Source organism: Deinococcus maricopensis DSM 21211 (assembly GCF_000186385.1).
GTDB classification, from domain to species: domain Bacteria; phylum Deinococcota; class Deinococci; order Deinococcales; family Deinococcaceae; genus Deinococcus_B; species Deinococcus_B maricopensis.
The window spans coordinates 1,821,932-1,835,447 of record NC_014958.1; the positions used below are offsets into that span (position 1 = coordinate 1,821,932).

General features: G+C 71.5%; 16 protein-coding genes. 10 read left to right on the forward strand and 6 right to left on the reverse strand.

Annotated elements, in window-relative coordinates; translation table 11 throughout:
• The first annotated feature begins 40 nt into the window (after nucleotides 1–40).
• From DEIMA_RS08555 to DEIMA_RS08570, 4 genes are all read left to right on the forward strand, one after another.
• The gene (locus tag DEIMA_RS08555) at nucleotides 41–1,078 is read left to right on the forward strand and encodes an ABC transporter ATP-binding protein (RefSeq protein WP_013556844.1); all 1,038 of its coding nucleotides are present in this window, start codon (nucleotides 41–43) and stop codon (nucleotides 1,076–1,078) included.
• Nucleotides 1,075–1,878, forward strand: coding sequence for an ABC transporter permease (locus tag DEIMA_RS08560; RefSeq protein WP_013556845.1), 804 nt, complete (start codon nucleotides 1,075–1,077; stop codon nucleotides 1,876–1,878). Before DEIMA_RS08555 ends, DEIMA_RS08560 begins: the two co-directional genes overlap by 4 nt.
• Nucleotides 1,875–2,666 (forward strand): ABC transporter permease, encoded by a 792-nt coding sequence (locus DEIMA_RS08565; protein ID WP_013556846.1) that lies wholly within the window; start codon nucleotides 1,875–1,877, stop codon nucleotides 2,664–2,666. The genes DEIMA_RS08560 and DEIMA_RS08565 overlap by 4 nt, the downstream gene beginning before the upstream one ends.
• 116 nt (nucleotides 2,667–2,782) lie before the next feature.
• Nucleotides 2,783–2,983, forward strand: a complete 201-nt coding sequence (locus DEIMA_RS08570; protein ID WP_013556847.1) for a hypothetical protein — start codon at nucleotides 2,783–2,785, stop codon at nucleotides 2,981–2,983.
• Between the two features lie 72 nt (nucleotides 2,984–3,055).
• Here DEIMA_RS08570 and DEIMA_RS08575 read toward each other — a convergent pair whose 3' ends face one another.
• Both DEIMA_RS08575 and DEIMA_RS08580 read right to left on the reverse strand, forming a co-directional pair.
• Nucleotides 3,056–3,418: a hypothetical protein gene (locus tag DEIMA_RS08575; RefSeq protein ID WP_013556848.1), complete on the reverse strand. Its 363-nt coding sequence runs from the start codon at nucleotides 3,416–3,418 to the stop codon at nucleotides 3,056–3,058.
• An 85-nt stretch (nucleotides 3,419–3,503) separates the two neighbouring features.
• The gene (locus DEIMA_RS08580) at nucleotides 3,504–6,410 is read right to left on the reverse strand and encodes an insulinase family protein (RefSeq protein WP_013556849.1); all 2,907 of its coding nucleotides are present in this window, start codon (nucleotides 6,408–6,410) and stop codon (nucleotides 3,504–3,506) included.
• Between the two features lie 93 nt (nucleotides 6,411–6,503).
• Between DEIMA_RS08580 and DEIMA_RS08585 the strand changes: the two genes are divergently transcribed.
• The 3 genes from DEIMA_RS08585 to DEIMA_RS18245 are packed head-to-tail and all read left to right on the forward strand — an operon-like array spanning nucleotide 6,504 to nucleotide 8,436.
• Entirely contained in the window at nucleotides 6,504–7,475 is a 972-nt protein-coding gene (locus DEIMA_RS08585) for an Ig domain-containing protein (protein WP_013556850.1), read from the forward strand.
• Nucleotides 7,475–7,924 (forward strand): hypothetical protein, encoded by a 450-nt coding sequence (locus tag DEIMA_RS08590; protein WP_013556851.1) that lies wholly within the window; start codon nucleotides 7,475–7,477, stop codon nucleotides 7,922–7,924. The genes DEIMA_RS08585 and DEIMA_RS08590 overlap by 1 nt, the downstream gene beginning before the upstream one ends.
• Nucleotides 7,921–8,436, forward strand: coding sequence for a hypothetical protein (locus DEIMA_RS18245; RefSeq protein ID WP_013556852.1), 516 nt, complete (start codon nucleotides 7,921–7,923; stop codon nucleotides 8,434–8,436). Before DEIMA_RS08590 ends, DEIMA_RS18245 begins: the two co-directional genes overlap by 4 nt.
• A 56-nt stretch (nucleotides 8,437–8,492) precedes the next feature.
• Here DEIMA_RS18245 and DEIMA_RS08600 read toward each other — a convergent pair whose 3' ends face one another.
• The gene (locus tag DEIMA_RS08600) at nucleotides 8,493–8,903 is read right to left on the reverse strand and encodes a hypothetical protein (protein ID WP_013556853.1); all 411 of its coding nucleotides are present in this window, start codon (nucleotides 8,901–8,903) and stop codon (nucleotides 8,493–8,495) included.
• Nucleotides 8,904–9,002: 99 nt separating this feature from the next.
• On the opposite strand from DEIMA_RS08600, the gene DEIMA_RS08605 reads away from it, so the two are divergent.
• Nucleotides 9,003–9,197, forward strand: coding sequence for an RNA-binding S4 domain-containing protein (locus DEIMA_RS08605; protein WP_013556854.1), 195 nt, complete (start codon nucleotides 9,003–9,005; stop codon nucleotides 9,195–9,197).
• Entirely contained in the window at nucleotides 9,194–9,730 is a 537-nt protein-coding gene (locus DEIMA_RS08610; RefSeq protein ID WP_013556855.1) for a DUF1684 domain-containing protein, read from the forward strand. The genes DEIMA_RS08605 and DEIMA_RS08610 overlap by 4 nt, the downstream gene beginning before the upstream one ends.
• Before the next feature lie 56 nt (nucleotides 9,731–9,786).
• Here the strand turns inward: DEIMA_RS08610 and DEIMA_RS08615 are convergent, their stop codons facing one another.
• Nucleotides 9,787–10,317 (reverse strand): ComF family protein, encoded by a 531-nt coding sequence (locus DEIMA_RS08615; RefSeq protein WP_342622106.1) that lies wholly within the window; start codon nucleotides 10,315–10,317, stop codon nucleotides 9,787–9,789.
• A gap of 103 nt (nucleotides 10,318–10,420) precedes the next feature.
• Nucleotides 10,421–10,936, reverse strand: coding sequence for a hypothetical protein (locus DEIMA_RS08620; protein WP_245528305.1), 516 nt, complete (start codon nucleotides 10,934–10,936; stop codon nucleotides 10,421–10,423).
• A gap of 72 nt (nucleotides 10,937–11,008) precedes the next feature.
• Here DEIMA_RS08620 and pdxR point away from each other — a divergent pair, with 72 nt between their 5' ends.
• The gene (pdxR, locus tag DEIMA_RS08625; RefSeq protein ID WP_013556858.1) at nucleotides 11,009–12,427 is read left to right on the forward strand and encodes a MocR-like pyridoxine biosynthesis transcription factor PdxR; all 1,419 of its coding nucleotides are present in this window, start codon (nucleotides 11,009–11,011) and stop codon (nucleotides 12,425–12,427) included.
• Between the two features lie 40 nt (nucleotides 12,428–12,467).
• Here the strand turns inward: pdxR and DEIMA_RS08630 are convergent, their stop codons facing one another.
• On the reverse strand, nucleotides 12,468–13,439 hold the full coding sequence (locus DEIMA_RS08630; protein ID WP_013556859.1) for an SDR family NAD(P)-dependent oxidoreductase: 972 nt from the start codon (nucleotides 13,437–13,439) through the stop codon (nucleotides 12,468–12,470).
• Between the last annotated feature and the right edge of the window lie 77 nt (nucleotides 13,440–13,516).

Genomic DNA, 13,516 nt, shown 5'->3' on the forward strand with positions numbered 1-13,516 from the left:
GACGGCCACCACCCCGCTCACCGCCTACGCTGAAGGTACCGTGACCAGCACCGCACCCCACGCCCCGCCGCCCGCCCAGCCGGACCGTGACCTCATCGTCCGCGTCCGCGACCTCCGCAAGCAATACGACGTCCACGAAAAGGACCCCGGCTTCCTGGGCAGCCTCCGCGCGTTCGTGCGCCGCCAGACCCGCACCGTCCACGCCGTGCGCGGCGTCAGCTTCGACCTGCACGCCGGCGAGGTCATCGGCTTCCTCGGCCCGAACGGCGCCGGCAAAACCACCACCCTCAAGATGCTCAGCGGCCTCCTGCACCCCAGCGGCGGCGAAGTCCGCGTCGGCGGGTTCGAACCGCGCCGCCGCCAGACAGCCTTCCTGCGCACCATCACCCTCGTCATGGGCCAGAAGCAGCAACTCCTGTGGGACCTCCCCGCCCTCGACTCCTTCCGCGTGAACCAGGCCGTGTACGAGATTCCCGACGACCAGTTTCACGCCACCATGCGCGAATTCGACGACGTCCTGAACCTCGGCCCCATCCTCCGCAAACAGGTCCGCAAGCTCAGCCTCGGCGAACGCATGAAATGCGAACTCGCTGCTGCGCTCCTGCACCGCCCCAAAGTACTGTTCCTCGACGAGCCCACCATCGGCCTCGACGTCAACATGCAGCACAACGTCCGCGAATTCATCCGCGCGTACAACGAACGCGAGCGCGCCACCGTCATCCTCACCAGCCACTACATGGCGGACGTCACCGCCCTCGCGCGCCGCATCCTCATCATTGACGGCGGCGCCATCCGGCACGACGGTGACCTCGCCGACCTCACCGCGCGCGGCACCGGCCGCAAAACCATCAAGCTTCAGCTGACGCGCCCCATCACCGCGGAAGCGCTCGCCCCGTACGGCGACGTCATCCGTGCCGACGGCCTCGACGCGGAACTCAGCGTCCCCCGCGCGGACGTCAGCGCCCGCGCCGCTGCGCTGCTCGGCGCGCTCGAAGTCGCCGACCTCACCGTCGAGGACCCCCCCATCGAGGACGTCATCGGGCAGCTCTTCGGCCACCCCGAAGGAACGCAGCCATGACCGCCACATGGCGCAAGGTGCGCGTCCTCCTCGCCACGCAATTCGCGCACATGACCGCGTACCGCGCGGAAATCGTCATCTGGATGCTCAGCGGCACCCTCACCCTCGTCATGATGCTCCTGTGGCGCGACCTCACCGCGCAGTCCAGCAGCGGCACCATCGGCACGTACGACGCGCGTGACTTCACGACCTACTTCATCGGCACGTGGCTCGCCGGGCAGATGCTCGTCGTGTGGGTCGCGTGGGAACTGAACTTCCAGATCAACCAGGGCACCCTCAGCCCGCAGCTGCTGCGTCCCATCGACCCGTTCTGGATGCATTACTTCGCGCACTGGGCGGAGCGGTTCGTGCGCGTCCCCCTCATGATCGTGCTCGCCTCGGTGTTCACCGCCACGTTCGGCGCGCACTTCACGGCGAGCGTCAGCGCGTGGCTCGCGTTCATCGTCCTCGTCGCGCTCGGCTTTACCGTGCGTTTCCTGTGGGAGTACTGCTTCGCGCTGCTCGCCTTCTGGACGCAGACAGCCACGGCCTTCGCGGAACTCACGTGGCTCGCGTACGCCGCGCTCGGTGGAATCTTCGCGCCCCTCAGTCTCTACCCGCCCGCCGTGCAGGCCGTCGCGCGGTTCACGCCGTTTCCGTACATGCTCGGCCTGCCCAGCGACCTGATCAGCGGCAAAGCGGACCTCGCGGACGCCGCGCGCGGCGCCGCCGTGCTGCTCGCGTGGCTCGCCGCCCTCAGCGTCCTGCGCGCCGCACTGTGGCGCGCGGGGCTGCGGCGGTACGGCGCGGTGGGCGCATGAAACGCGCCCTGCGCCTCATGCGCCTCTTCCTCGGCGCGAGCCTCAGCGCCCAGCTGGAGTACCGCGCGAACTTCATCGGCAGCGTCCTCGCGGCCATCGGCGAGGCCCTCACCGCCCTGCTCGGCCTCTCGCTGATCTTCTCCCGCCCGGAAATCAAGACGCTCGGTGGCTGGACGCTCCCCGAAGCGGTCATTGTCGCCGGGTTCTTCATGCTCACGCAGGGCGTCATCGCCACCGCGTTCCAGCCGAACCTCAGCAAGATCGCCGAGGGCGTCCGCACCGGCAGCATGGACTTCAATCTCCTCAAGCCCATCGACGCGCAGTTCCTCGTCAGCACCCGCAACATCAACTTCCTGCGCAGCATCGACGTTGCGCTTGGCCTGGGCATCATCGCGTGGGGCGTGGCGCAGCTCGGCGGCGTGACGATCCTCGGCGCCGCCACTGCCGCCGCACTGTACGTCAGCGCCCTCCTGATGGTGTACGCCATCTGGTTCATGCTCAGCACGACCGCGTTCTGGTTCGTGAAGGTCGAGAACGTCACCGCCCTGTTCGACGGCGTGTTCGGCGTGGGCCGCTACCCCATCCAGGCGTTCCCCGCGTGGCTCCGACCGGCCCTCACGTTCGTCGTGCCGGTTGCGCTCATCACGACCGTGCCTGCGCAGGCCCTCACCGGTCGCCTCACGTGGACGCTCGCGCTCGCCAGCCCCGTCATCGCCGCGCTGCTGCTCGTGCTCGCGCGCGCGCTGTGGGTCCGGGCGCTCGCCAGCTACACCAGCGCCAGCAGCTGAACGCATGACCGAACGGATCCCCGTACTCAATCAGCTGTACTCCGGTGGGGAAGCGTGCCTTGAGCTGGACAGCGGCGACGACCATCGGCGCACCTCCATCTGCGTGGACCAGCACCATGACGGTACGTTCTGGTGTGCCGCTTTGCCATGGAGGCGGCCTGTGCAGCGGGGACTACGACCTGAGTGACAGCGTCAAACAGGACGTTACCGAAGTTGAGGTGCAGGATCTGGAGTCCCTTCAGGTGGCGCTCGCGGAGCCCTTCGGGGTCTCGCTGACGCAGGTCCGCTCGCCCTGGCGCGTGGGCTGCCCCTTCTGAGCGCGCCTCTCCCGCTCAGAAGGGGCAGCCCAGCGGACCTCCCATACAGGCGACGCGCGGCCTCCTTGTCGTTTACCGCCGGCCCGTGATGCTGAAGTGCGTCACGATGACGCGCCCGCCCCGGTACGCTTCTTTCAGCGTGCCGGACCCACGCGCGCTGCGGACGCTGAACGTGAGCGTCCCCGCGTACGTCCGCGTCGCGTCCGCATCGCGGCTGACGCTGCTGAACGCGCCGGTGCTGCCGCGCAGCGCGCCGCTCAGGCCGTACCCACTCAGGTACACGCGCCCACCCCGCACCACCTGCGTGATGCGGGCCTTCTGCGTGAGGACCGTGCCGTCCTCGCCCCGGGCCGTGAACGTCCACGCGCCCGTGTAGTTCGGCGCGGCGAGGGCGGGGGAGAGCGTGAGCAGCAGGAGCAGGGCGGCGCGTCGCATGCGCGCATGCTACGGCACGGGCGCGCGGGGCCCCCAGACACGACCGGGGCCCCCGGTCATCCCGGGGGCCCCTTCGGCAATCCCCTCAGAGGGTGCGGACGTCGAAGGTCAGGCCCGCATCGGCCGTTTCGGCGTTCGGGTTGCGGCCTGCGACGGTCGCGTTCGCGGCGGCGTCCGCGCGCAGGTACGTGCTCGCCACGCGCCGCAGGTCGTCCTGCGTCACCGCGAGCAGCCGCGCCTTGTACGCCTCCTGCACGTCGGCGGTGTACCCACCGAGGTCGCCGTAGAAGCGCAGGCGCCCCACCGTGTCCGGGCTGGTAAGCGGGTCGAGCTGCTTGCTGGCGGACAAGATCGCCTCGGTGAGGTCGCGGTCCGTGAGGCTCGCGAGGGCGCTCTGCGCGCGGTCGAACACGCCGTACGTGCGGGCGATGTGCGGGTCGCGGTAGCTGGCGAGGCCGAACACGCCGCCGCGCGGGTCAAACGTGGCGTACCCGCCGTACGCGCCGCCCCGCTCACGCAGTTCCTTCTGCAGGTACGTGGTGCGCAGCAGGCGGCTGAGGACGAGCAGCGCCGCGTTGTCCGCGTGCGTGTACGGCACGCCCGGGTACGCGCGGACGTTGTACGCGACGGGCGTATCCACGGTGTACGCCACCGGCGTGCGCGGGCTGAGGGCCGCGCTCACGGGCGCGTCCGGCGCGGTGCCCTGGAACGCCTGCGTGACGGCCGTGAGGTCGAGGTTCAGGTCGGCGTCCTGCGCGGTGAGGCACACGCGCGCGCGGCCGTCGAGCAGGGCGCGCTGAAGCCGCGCGAACTGATCGAGCAGCGCCGCGATGGCCTCGTCCGTCTGGGCGGCTTCGAGGGTGCGCAGGTGCGTGATGCCGCCCTGGCGTTCGTCGAGGGCGCCTTCGGGCGTGAGCTGCGCGGTGGCGGTGCGCAGGGCGTAGTCGGTGCCGCTGCTGACGACGCTGGCGCGCAGCGCCGTGACGCGCTGGCGCAGCAGCTGACGCACACGTTCCGGCGTGAACTGCGGGGCGGTCAGGTAGTCGTGCAGGACGCTCACGAGCGCGTCGGCGTTGCGGGACAGGGCCTTGCCGCTGAGCGTGAACGCGGCGCGCAGGTCCTGCAGTTCGCTCGGCGCGACGCCGCTGCCGACGCTGGCGCTGACGCCGCCCGTCACGGCCTCCACGCGGCGCGTCATCTGCACGTCCGTCAGGCCCGCCGCGCCGCTGCGCGTGAGCGCGAACGCGTACAGCGGCAGCAGGTCCAGCAGGTCGCCGGGCAGGTGGTTCACGCGGACCTGCACGTCCAGGTACACGAGACCGCTGGTGGGCTGCGGGACGCGCCCGATAATCGCGCCGGGCGTCTCCTCGGTCGTGTACGCGGGGCGGGGCACGCCCGTGGGGATGTCGGCGGTGCTGAGCGTGGGGAGGACGCCGTGGTCCACGTCCGCCTCACGCATCGCGTCAAGCGCGGCGTTCTCGTCGAGGACGCGCTGGCGGTCCTCGTCCGTGAAGGTCGCCGTCAGGCGCTCCACGAGCGCGCGCTCCTCCGCTTCGGTGCGCGCCGCGAGGTCCGCGTCGGGCGTGAGCGTGATGGTCGCGCGGTGCGGGTTGCGCAGCAGTTCCGCCTCGATGACCTCCTCGAACAGGCGCGGGTGCTCAGCGCGCGCGGCCTGCAGGCGCGCGAGCTCCACGTCGATGTTCAGGGCGCTGATGGGGTCGCCGCCGTGCAGCCACGGCCCGAGGCCGCGCATCATGAGCTTCAGCCCGTACGGCCAGCCGGCGTTGCTGACTTCCTTCTGCGCAATCTCGAACTGGTGCAGGGCGCTGTCCACGAGTTCCGCCGGGATGCCGTCACGCGCGATGGTTTGCAGGGCGTTCAGGACGAGGGCTTCCACCTCGTTCACGCGCGCGGCGCTCACGCCCTTGAGACCGACCGTGAACGCGCCCTCGCGGAAGTTGTCGTGGTAGCCGCTGGCGTCCGCGAGGCTGCTGCCCACGCCCGACTCGATCAGCGCGTGGTACAGCGGCGCGGCGGGGTTGCCGAGCAGCAGCTCCGACAGGACGCTCCACTTCAGGTTCTCGCTCGCGTCGAAGCTCCGCCCGAGCTTCCACGCGACCGTGCCCTGCGCGCCGCCCTCCAGGTCCGTGCCCGGGTAGCTGAGCGCGAGCGCGCGCGGCTCCGCGAACGGCGTCTGGTCGGGGATGCTCACGTCCAGCGCCTGTGGCGTGAACTTCGACATGACGCGCTCCTCGATCACCTGCAGGCTCTGCTCGAGCGGCAGGCTGCCGTACGTGTAGAAGAACGCGTTGCTGGGGTGGTAGTGGCGCGCGTGGAAGGCCCGCAGGTCCTCCCACGTGAGGCTCGGGATATCGTTCGGTTCGCCGCCGCTGTTGTTCGCGTACGTCAGGTCCGGGTAGAGCGCCTTCCCGATCGCGCGGTACATGATGCTGGCGGGCGCGGCCATGGCGCCCTTCATCTCGTTGTACACGACGCCGCCGAGCTTCAGGGCGCTTTTCGCGTCGCCGGGCGTCTCGAACTCCAGGCGGTGACCGTCTTGCCGGAAGCTCTCGTACCGCAGCAGCGGGAAGAACGCCGCGTCCAGGTACACGCTCAGCAGGTTGAAGTAGTCCTGCGTGTTGCGGGTGCTGAACGGGTACGCCGTCCAGTCGCTGGACGTGAACGCGTTCATGAACGTGTTCAGGCTGCGCGGCAGCATCGCGAAGAACGGGTCCGGCACCGGGTAGTTCGCGCTGCCCATCAGGGCGACGTGCTCCAGGATGTGCGCCACGCCGGTGCTGTCCTGCGGGACGGTGGGGAACACCACGCCGAACGCGAGGTTGTCGTCCGCGCGGTGCACGTGCATGTGCCGCGCGCCGAGGTCATGCCGGAGGAACGTGATGCGCGCGTCGATTTCAGGGAGGTCCTGCACGCGCTCGACGGTGTACCGCCCGAGCTGCACGCCGGGGCGGAGGGCGTCTTGAATGGTCATGCCCCGCATTCTAGGGGGCGCCGCCCACCGGGAACCGTTCCCGCGTGAGGATTCCGGGCGCGCCGCTCATGCGCGCACGGTACACTGCGCCTCATGCGAACACGCAGTTGGCGGGCCCCGGCGGCCCTCGCGCTTCTCGCGCTGACGCTCGGCGCGTGCGGGTCCACGACCGGCACGTCCGGCAGTTTCAGCACGTACCGTGACGCGCTGAACTTCGGCAGCACGAACCTGCCCGTGGCGTACACGAACGAGCCGTACACCGCGCCGCTGAACATCGCGGGCGGCACCAGCCCGTACACGGTGCGCGTCGTGAGCGGCACCTTGCCGCCCGGCCTGAAACTGAACGGCACCACCCTGAGCGGCACGCCCACAGCGGGCGGCACGTACACGTTCACGCTGGAGGCGGGCGACGCGAACCTCAGCACGAAGGTGCAGCCCTTCAACATGTCCGTGAGCACCCTGCCGCCCACGGCGCTCGTGCCGACCCTGCCGAGCACGGACCTGCGCGCCGAGACGCGCGTGCCGCTGGTCCTGAACTACCCGCGGCAGACGCGCGCACTGCGCTTTACGTGGCCGCTGCCCGAAGGCGTGACCGTGAGCGCCGTGACGCCCGGCGACGGCCGACCCGTGGTGTTCTGGAAGCAGTCGGGCCGCACGCTCAGCGTGGACATGGGCTTCCGCGCCGCGCCGAAGACCGGCGCGCGCGTCGCGCTCGTGACGCTGAAGCCCGCGAAGGCCGTGCGCCTGAGCGCCGAAGGCACTACCATCGCCGCGCGCAACGGCGAAGGGAAACTGATCGGGCAGGCGCCCGCCCCGGCCACGCCCGACAAGCCTGCCGACAAGGCGCCCGCCGTGGACGGCAAGACGGACACCCCGGCGCCCACCCCGGGCACTACTGGCACGCCGGCCGCCACCCCGACGACGCCCGCAGACGCGCCCACCACGCCCGCCCCGGCCCCGACCGACGGCGGCGCCCCGACGCCCGGCGCAACCCCCACCCCCCCGGCGGACGGCACGACCACGCCGCCCGCCCCGACGCCCACGCCGCAACCCGGAGGCAAATAATGCACCGCACCGTCGCCACCGCGCTGCTCGCCGCGTCCGCCCTCGCGGGCGCCACCAGCGTCCGTCCGCTCACCTTCGCGCAGCAGGCCCGACAGGCCGAAGTGATCGTGCGCGCCACCGTCGGCGCCGGGCAGACCGTCACCGAGGACGGCCTCACCTGGACGGTGTACCCGCTGACCGTGGCGGAAACCATCGCGGGGAACGCCGCCGACCTGCCTCGCCGCGGCGATCAGCCCGCGCTGTACATCCTGAACGGCGTGGATGACGCACCCACCTTCAAGGCGGGCGCGGAAGCGGTTCTGCTGCTGTACAAAGCGCGCCTCGACAGCCCTATCGTGGGGTTCAACGCGGGCCTGTACCCGGTGGAGGATGGCAAGGTCACGCGCGGTGACACGCCGGACCTCGCCGCCTTCAAAACGGCGCTGCTCAAGGCGCGGGAGGCGCAATGACCGCGCGTCTTCTCGCGCTGCTGGGCGCGGCCGCGCTGGGCGTGTCGGGCGCCGCGAACGTCCCGCTGCGGCCCCAGGGGGACGACGTCATCAAGGCTGTGCAGGCGGCCCTGAAGAGCCTGGAGAGCGACGGCGTGACGTTCCGCCTCGTGGACGGAGACGTCCTCGTGCGCGGCGGGCGCGCGCCGTTCAACCCGGACGTGATCGTCCGCACGCTCACCGTGAACGGGGAGCGCCGCGTGGAACTCAACCCGAACGTCCCGCTGAACGAGGCCGTGCGCGTCGCGCTGACGCGTCAGCTGGGCCTGAGCGCCTTCACGCCCGAAGCCGCAAAGGCGAAGTACAACGGCGCGGACCTCAATAATGACGGCACCGTTGACACGGCGGACCTCGCGCTGCTCATGAACAACTACAACAAGGCCGGCACGGCGCTCAGCGGCGACCTGAACGGCGACGGCAAGGTGAACGACGCGGACATCACGCTGTTCAGCAAGGTGTACAAGCTCCCCTGAGGGACTCGTGGAGCGTCCGGAGGGCGGCCCCAAATCGGGAGCCGCCCTCCGGTGTTTCAGTTGCAGGTGCCGGTCTTGTAACTGCAGGTGGCGGCGCCCAGGAAGCGCATGGAGAAGCCGTCCGGCAGGAATTCCACCTGCAGCAGGCGCGAGTCCGCTTTGAAGTTCAGGCCCATGACCTTGCCGGCGCCGGTGGCTTTCAGGCACGCGGCGTTCACGCGGTACGTGTGGCCGACCTGGAAGGTGGGCAGGCCCTGCCCGAGCTTGATGGTGTGGGCGCCTTGAGGGTTCAGGTACACGTCGCCCGTGCGGGTGGCGTCCTCCCACACCTGCACGCGGACGCGCAGGCACGGGGACGCGCCGCTCTTGACGCGGAGTTCGCCGTTCAGGCCGGGCAGCGCCAGCGCGGGCGAGGCGACGAGGACGGAGGCCAGGACGGCCAGCAGACGGGCAGGCAGGGGGGCCATGAATCAGTATTTATTTCCACACCTTACTTTTCCATGACAAATAATTTTCACTTCCCGGCGTGCGGGTCCGCGCGCCACGCCCGACGCATACTGAACGCCATGGATCAAGACGTCATGGACCTGCAGGACTACCTGAAACTCCGCGGCCTGGTGGACACCGGCGGCGTCGCCAAAATGCTCATCCAGGGCGGCTACGTCCGCCTCAACGGCGAGATTGAAACGCGCCGCCGCAAGAAAATCAGACGCGGCGACGAACTCGACGTGGACGGCATCCCCCACACGGTGGACTGGTGAACGCCCCCGACGCCCACGCTGCGCTCCTCGCGCACCGCGCCCGCAAGGACGCCCACTTCCGCACGCCCCAGGGCCCCCTGCGCGCTGCCGCCCTGCGCGACTTCACCGGCCTCGCGTACTACCCCCCCGACGACCGCTACGCTCTCAGCGTCCCGGTCATGCGCGCCGCACCGGAAACCATCACCCTCCCCACCACCACCGGCGAAGAACGCCCCTTCACCCGCTACGGCACCGCCCACCTCCGCACCCCCGAAGGCGACGCCACCCTCACCCTCTACGCACCCGACGGCGACGATCGACCCGACCGCGTGTTCATCCCCTTCCGCGACGCCACCAGCGGCACCGAAACCTACGGCGCCGGCCGCTACCTCGACGCGCCCCTCACGCACGACGCCGACGAAACCACCGTGCACCTCGACTTCAACTACGCCTACCACCCCTACTGCGCCTACGGCGACGGTTGGAGCTGCCCCCTGCCGCCCCGCGACAACTGGTTGGGCGTGCCCATCCGCGCCGGCGAACGCAACCCCTGAACCCCACCCGGCACGGTAGGCGAGGGCGGCGACCCTGTTGGCGTCGCCGCCCTCGCCTACCGTGCGACCACCGCGAACCGAATCTCCTGCGCGCCCGCCGCCGTGAGCGCCGCCGCGCACTCGGCCAGCGTCGTCCCGGACGTCAGGACGTCATCCACCAGCAGCACCCGCGCCGGCGGCGTCGCCACCGCCCGGAACGCCCCCGCCAGGTGCGCGCGCCGCTCGCTGCCACTCACCTTGGCCTGCTGCCCCGCCTGCGCGCTCGTCCGCGCCAGCAGCGGCAGGTACGGCACGCCCAGTTCCCGCGCGATCACCCGCCCCAGCAGCGCCGACTGGTTGAACCCGCGCTCCGCCTCCCGCGCGCGCGGCATCGGCACGCTCGTCACAACCTCCACCGCCCACGCCGGCGGTACGCCCCGCGCGAGCGCCACCCCCAACGGCACGCTCACGTCGCGCGCGCCCGCATACTTCAGGTCCCGCACCGCCCGGCGCACCACACCCCTATACGTCCCCAGGCTCACGAGATGAGGCGTCACCTCCCGCGTGAGCGGACTGTGCGCACTCACCTGCGCGTGCAGCAGCGCCACGCACGACGCGCACAGCCCCCGCGCCCCACCCAAACTCCCGCCGCACCCGGCGCACGGCCGGGCCAGCAACGCTCGCAGGGGAGACCAGACACTCATCCGCGCGTCACTCCACGTGCGCCAGCGCGTCAACGAACATCGGCAGGTGCACCGCGTCCAGCCGCGCGAACGTCCGCTCCAGCGTCCCCGCATCCAGGCCCGGCGCGGCCAGCCGCAGGCACGTCAGGTAATAGTTCGCGACCGTCAACGCCCGCGCCTCCCCCAGACGCAACCGCTCCGACGGCGTGAGCAGCCGCAGGAACGCGTCCGTCCGCTCCAACGCCGGATGCCCGCCCATACGCGCCGCGCCCCGCAGGAACGCCGCCACCTCCGACGGGTTATGCCAGAACCCGAACGACATCTCATCCGTCAGCCGATCAATCTCGCGCAGGCCCGCCAGCGGAATGCGCTTCTGCACCAGCGCCTGCGCCAGCTCCTGACGCTCCAGGCGCTTACGCGCGTACAGCGCCAACGTCAGCACCGGACCGCGCGGCACCAGCCGACCCCCCACGGCGCGCCGCAACCGGTCCGCCATGACGTAATCCTGGTACTCCCGCAACAACGTACTCACTGGCACGGCCACCCCTCAATTCTAGCGGCCCGCCCGCGCGCCGCGCCGTGAACGCCTCCACGGTTCCCACCCTATGCTGAGCGCGTGCGCGCCCACCCGCCCCCCCTCCTCGACGCCGAACCCGGCGAGACGCAAGCGCGCCGCGCGTACCGCAGCCTCCGCACCGCCATACTGGACGGCCAGGCGCGCGCCGGCGACCGCCTCCCCGGCGTGCGCGCCCTCGCCGCCCACTGGGGACTCGCACGCAACACCGTCGCGGACGCCTTCGAGCGCCTCCACACCGAAGGGTTCCTGCACACCCGCGAACGCAGCGGCACCTTCATCAGCCACGCCGGCCGGCCCGCCACCACGCCCCCACCCGCCGAACGCGCCCCACTGAGCGCCTGGGCGCGCCGCGCCCTCGCCGGCGACCACCCCGACGCGGGCCAGCCGTCCCCGCTGGACTTCCGCCTCGGGCGCACACCCACCGGGCTGTTCCCGTCGCGCGCGTGGGCGCTGAGTCTCGCCCGCCGCGCGCCCGACGCGGCCCGCGCCACCCCGCACGACCCGCTCGGCCCGCTCGAAACGAGGTCCGCCCTCAGCGCCCACCTCGCCCGCGAACGCGGCATTCAGGCGACGCCCGACATGATCATGCTCACCGGCGGGACCGCCGCGAGCCTCGACGCACTCGCCCGCACGTACCTCGAACCGGGCCGCGTCGTCGCTCTCGAGGACCCCGCGTACCCGCCCGCCCGCGCCGTATTCCAGGCGACCGGCGCCACCCTCGCGCCCGTCCCCGTCGATCAGGACGGCCTGCGCCCCCACGACCTCCCCGACGACGCCAGCCTGCTGTTCCTCACGCCCGCGCACCAATTCCCGACCGGCGCGCACCTCAGCGCGCCCCGGCGCCTGCAGGTGCTCGCCTGGGCGGACCGCGCGCGCGCGTGGATCATCGAGGACGACTACGACAGCGACTTCCGCTTCGACGCGCGCCCCGCCGCGGCCCTCCAGGGCCTCGCCCCGCACGCCGTCCTGCACGTCGGCAGCTTCAGCGTCAGCCTCGCCCCCGCCGTCCGCGCCGGGTTCCTCGTCGCGCCCGAACACGTCCTCGACACGCTCGCCCGCACCCGCCCGCTCGCCGCGCGCGCCCCCGCCACCCTCGACGCCCTCGCCCTCGCCGACTTCATCGGCGGCGGCGGGTACGCCCGGCACGTCCGCCGCGCCCGCACCCACGTCGCCGAACGCCACGCCGCGCTGCGCGCCGCCCTGCAGCGCCACCTGCCCGACTGGGCGCTGCCCGGCACGCACGGCGGCCTGCACCTCGCCGCGCGCCTCCCCCCACCCCTCACCGAAGACGCCGTGCAGGCCCGCGCGGCCCGCGCCGGCATCGGCGTGAGCGTCCTCGGCGCGTACACCAGTCGCCCGCACGACCCCACCATCCTGCTCGCGTACGCGCACCTCACGCCGGACGACATCGAACGCGGCGTCCGCACGCTCGCCCGCGCCGTCCACCAACCAACCTGAACGGAGCAAACGCCCGCAGGCGCCCCACCCCCGCCTACGCCTACCCGATCAGGCGACCATCCTGCACCACCGGCGGGATCGGCTTCTCCGCGCTGTTCGTGCCGCGCTCCCGGTAACTCATCAGGTTCGTGTGCGCGTCCACGCGCAGGTGACTGTGCACCCGGTCCGCGAGCCCCGGCAGCAGGTCGTACAGCACCGGGAAACCCTGCGCGAGCCGCAACGGGTAGATCACCGGACGGTACACCTCCATGGCGTCCACCACCGCGCGCGCCACCTGCGTCGCCTCCTGCACCGGCCGCACCAGGTGCGCGCCCCGCCCGCCCGCCTTCACGTTCACGCCCACGTCGAACAGCGGCGTCCGCACCGCCGCCGGCAGCAGCGCACTCACGCGAACGCCCGTCCGCTCAATGTGCATCAACTCCTGCCGCAACGCCTGCGTCAGCACCTCCACGAACGCTTTCGTCCCTGCATACACGCCCGTGTACGGGAACGCCACGCGCCCCTCCACCGACGCCGTGTTGATGATGTGCCCGCCCCCCTGGCGCCGCATCACCGGCAGCGCCGCCTGCACGCCGTACAGCACGCCCATCACGTTCACATCAATCAGCGCGCGCACCCGCGCCTCCTCGCTGTGCTCCACGCTGTCCACGAAGTAATCCCCCGCGTGATTGAACATCACGTCCACCCGCCCGAACCGGTCAACCGCCGCGTCCACGAGCGCCTGCACCTGCGCGCGGTCCGTCACGTCCGTCGGCACCACCAGCGCCTCCGCGCCCAGCGCGCGCGCATCCTGCGCCACGCGCTCCAGCTGCACCTCATCCCGCGCGGCCAGCACCACCCGCGCGCCACGCTCGGCACTCAGCAGCGCCACCGCCCGCCCCATCCCCGTGGACGCCCCCGTGATCACCACGACCCGCCCCCGCAGGGACTGACGGGTACGAGCGCGACGGAACTCCCACGCGGCCACGCAGGCCAGCGCAGCGGCAGTCAAGGTCAGGCGTTTGGCAAACATGGCTCACCGTACGCGCCCACCACGAGAAGCACCTGACAGCCCCATGAAGGCCACCCCGGCACGCCCCCACCCTCAAC

Coding starts and splice junctions, on each gene's coding strand:
- DEIMA_RS08570 (WP_013556847.1), top strand. CDS start 2,783: ATGACGGTACGTTCTGGTGTGCCGCTTTGCCATGGAGGCGGCCTGTGC.
- DEIMA_RS08580 (WP_013556849.1), bottom strand. CDS start 6,410: ATGACCATTCAAGACGCCCTCCGCCCCGGCGTGCAGCTCGGGCGGTAC.
- DEIMA_RS08575 (WP_013556848.1), bottom strand. CDS start 3,418: ATGCGACGCGCCGCCCTGCTCCTGCTGCTCACGCTCTCCCCCGCCCTC.
- DEIMA_RS08605 (WP_013556854.1), top strand. CDS start 9,003: ATGGATCAAGACGTCATGGACCTGCAGGACTACCTGAAACTCCGCGGC.
- DEIMA_RS18245 (WP_013556852.1), top strand. CDS start 7,921: ATGACCGCGCGTCTTCTCGCGCTGCTGGGCGCGGCCGCGCTGGGCGTG.
- DEIMA_RS08590 (WP_013556851.1), top strand. CDS start 7,475: ATGCACCGCACCGTCGCCACCGCGCTGCTCGCCGCGTCCGCCCTCGCG.
- DEIMA_RS08565 (WP_013556846.1), top strand. CDS start 1,875: ATGAAACGCGCCCTGCGCCTCATGCGCCTCTTCCTCGGCGCGAGCCTC.
- DEIMA_RS08585 (WP_013556850.1), top strand. CDS start 6,504: ATGCGAACACGCAGTTGGCGGGCCCCGGCGGCCCTCGCGCTTCTCGCG.
- DEIMA_RS08600 (WP_013556853.1), bottom strand. CDS start 8,903: ATGGCCCCCCTGCCTGCCCGTCTGCTGGCCGTCCTGGCCTCCGTCCTC.
- DEIMA_RS08560 (WP_013556845.1), top strand. CDS start 1,075: ATGACCGCCACATGGCGCAAGGTGCGCGTCCTCCTCGCCACGCAATTC.
- DEIMA_RS08630 (WP_013556859.1), bottom strand. CDS start 13,439: ATGTTTGCCAAACGCCTGACCTTGACTGCCGCTGCGCTGGCCTGCGTG.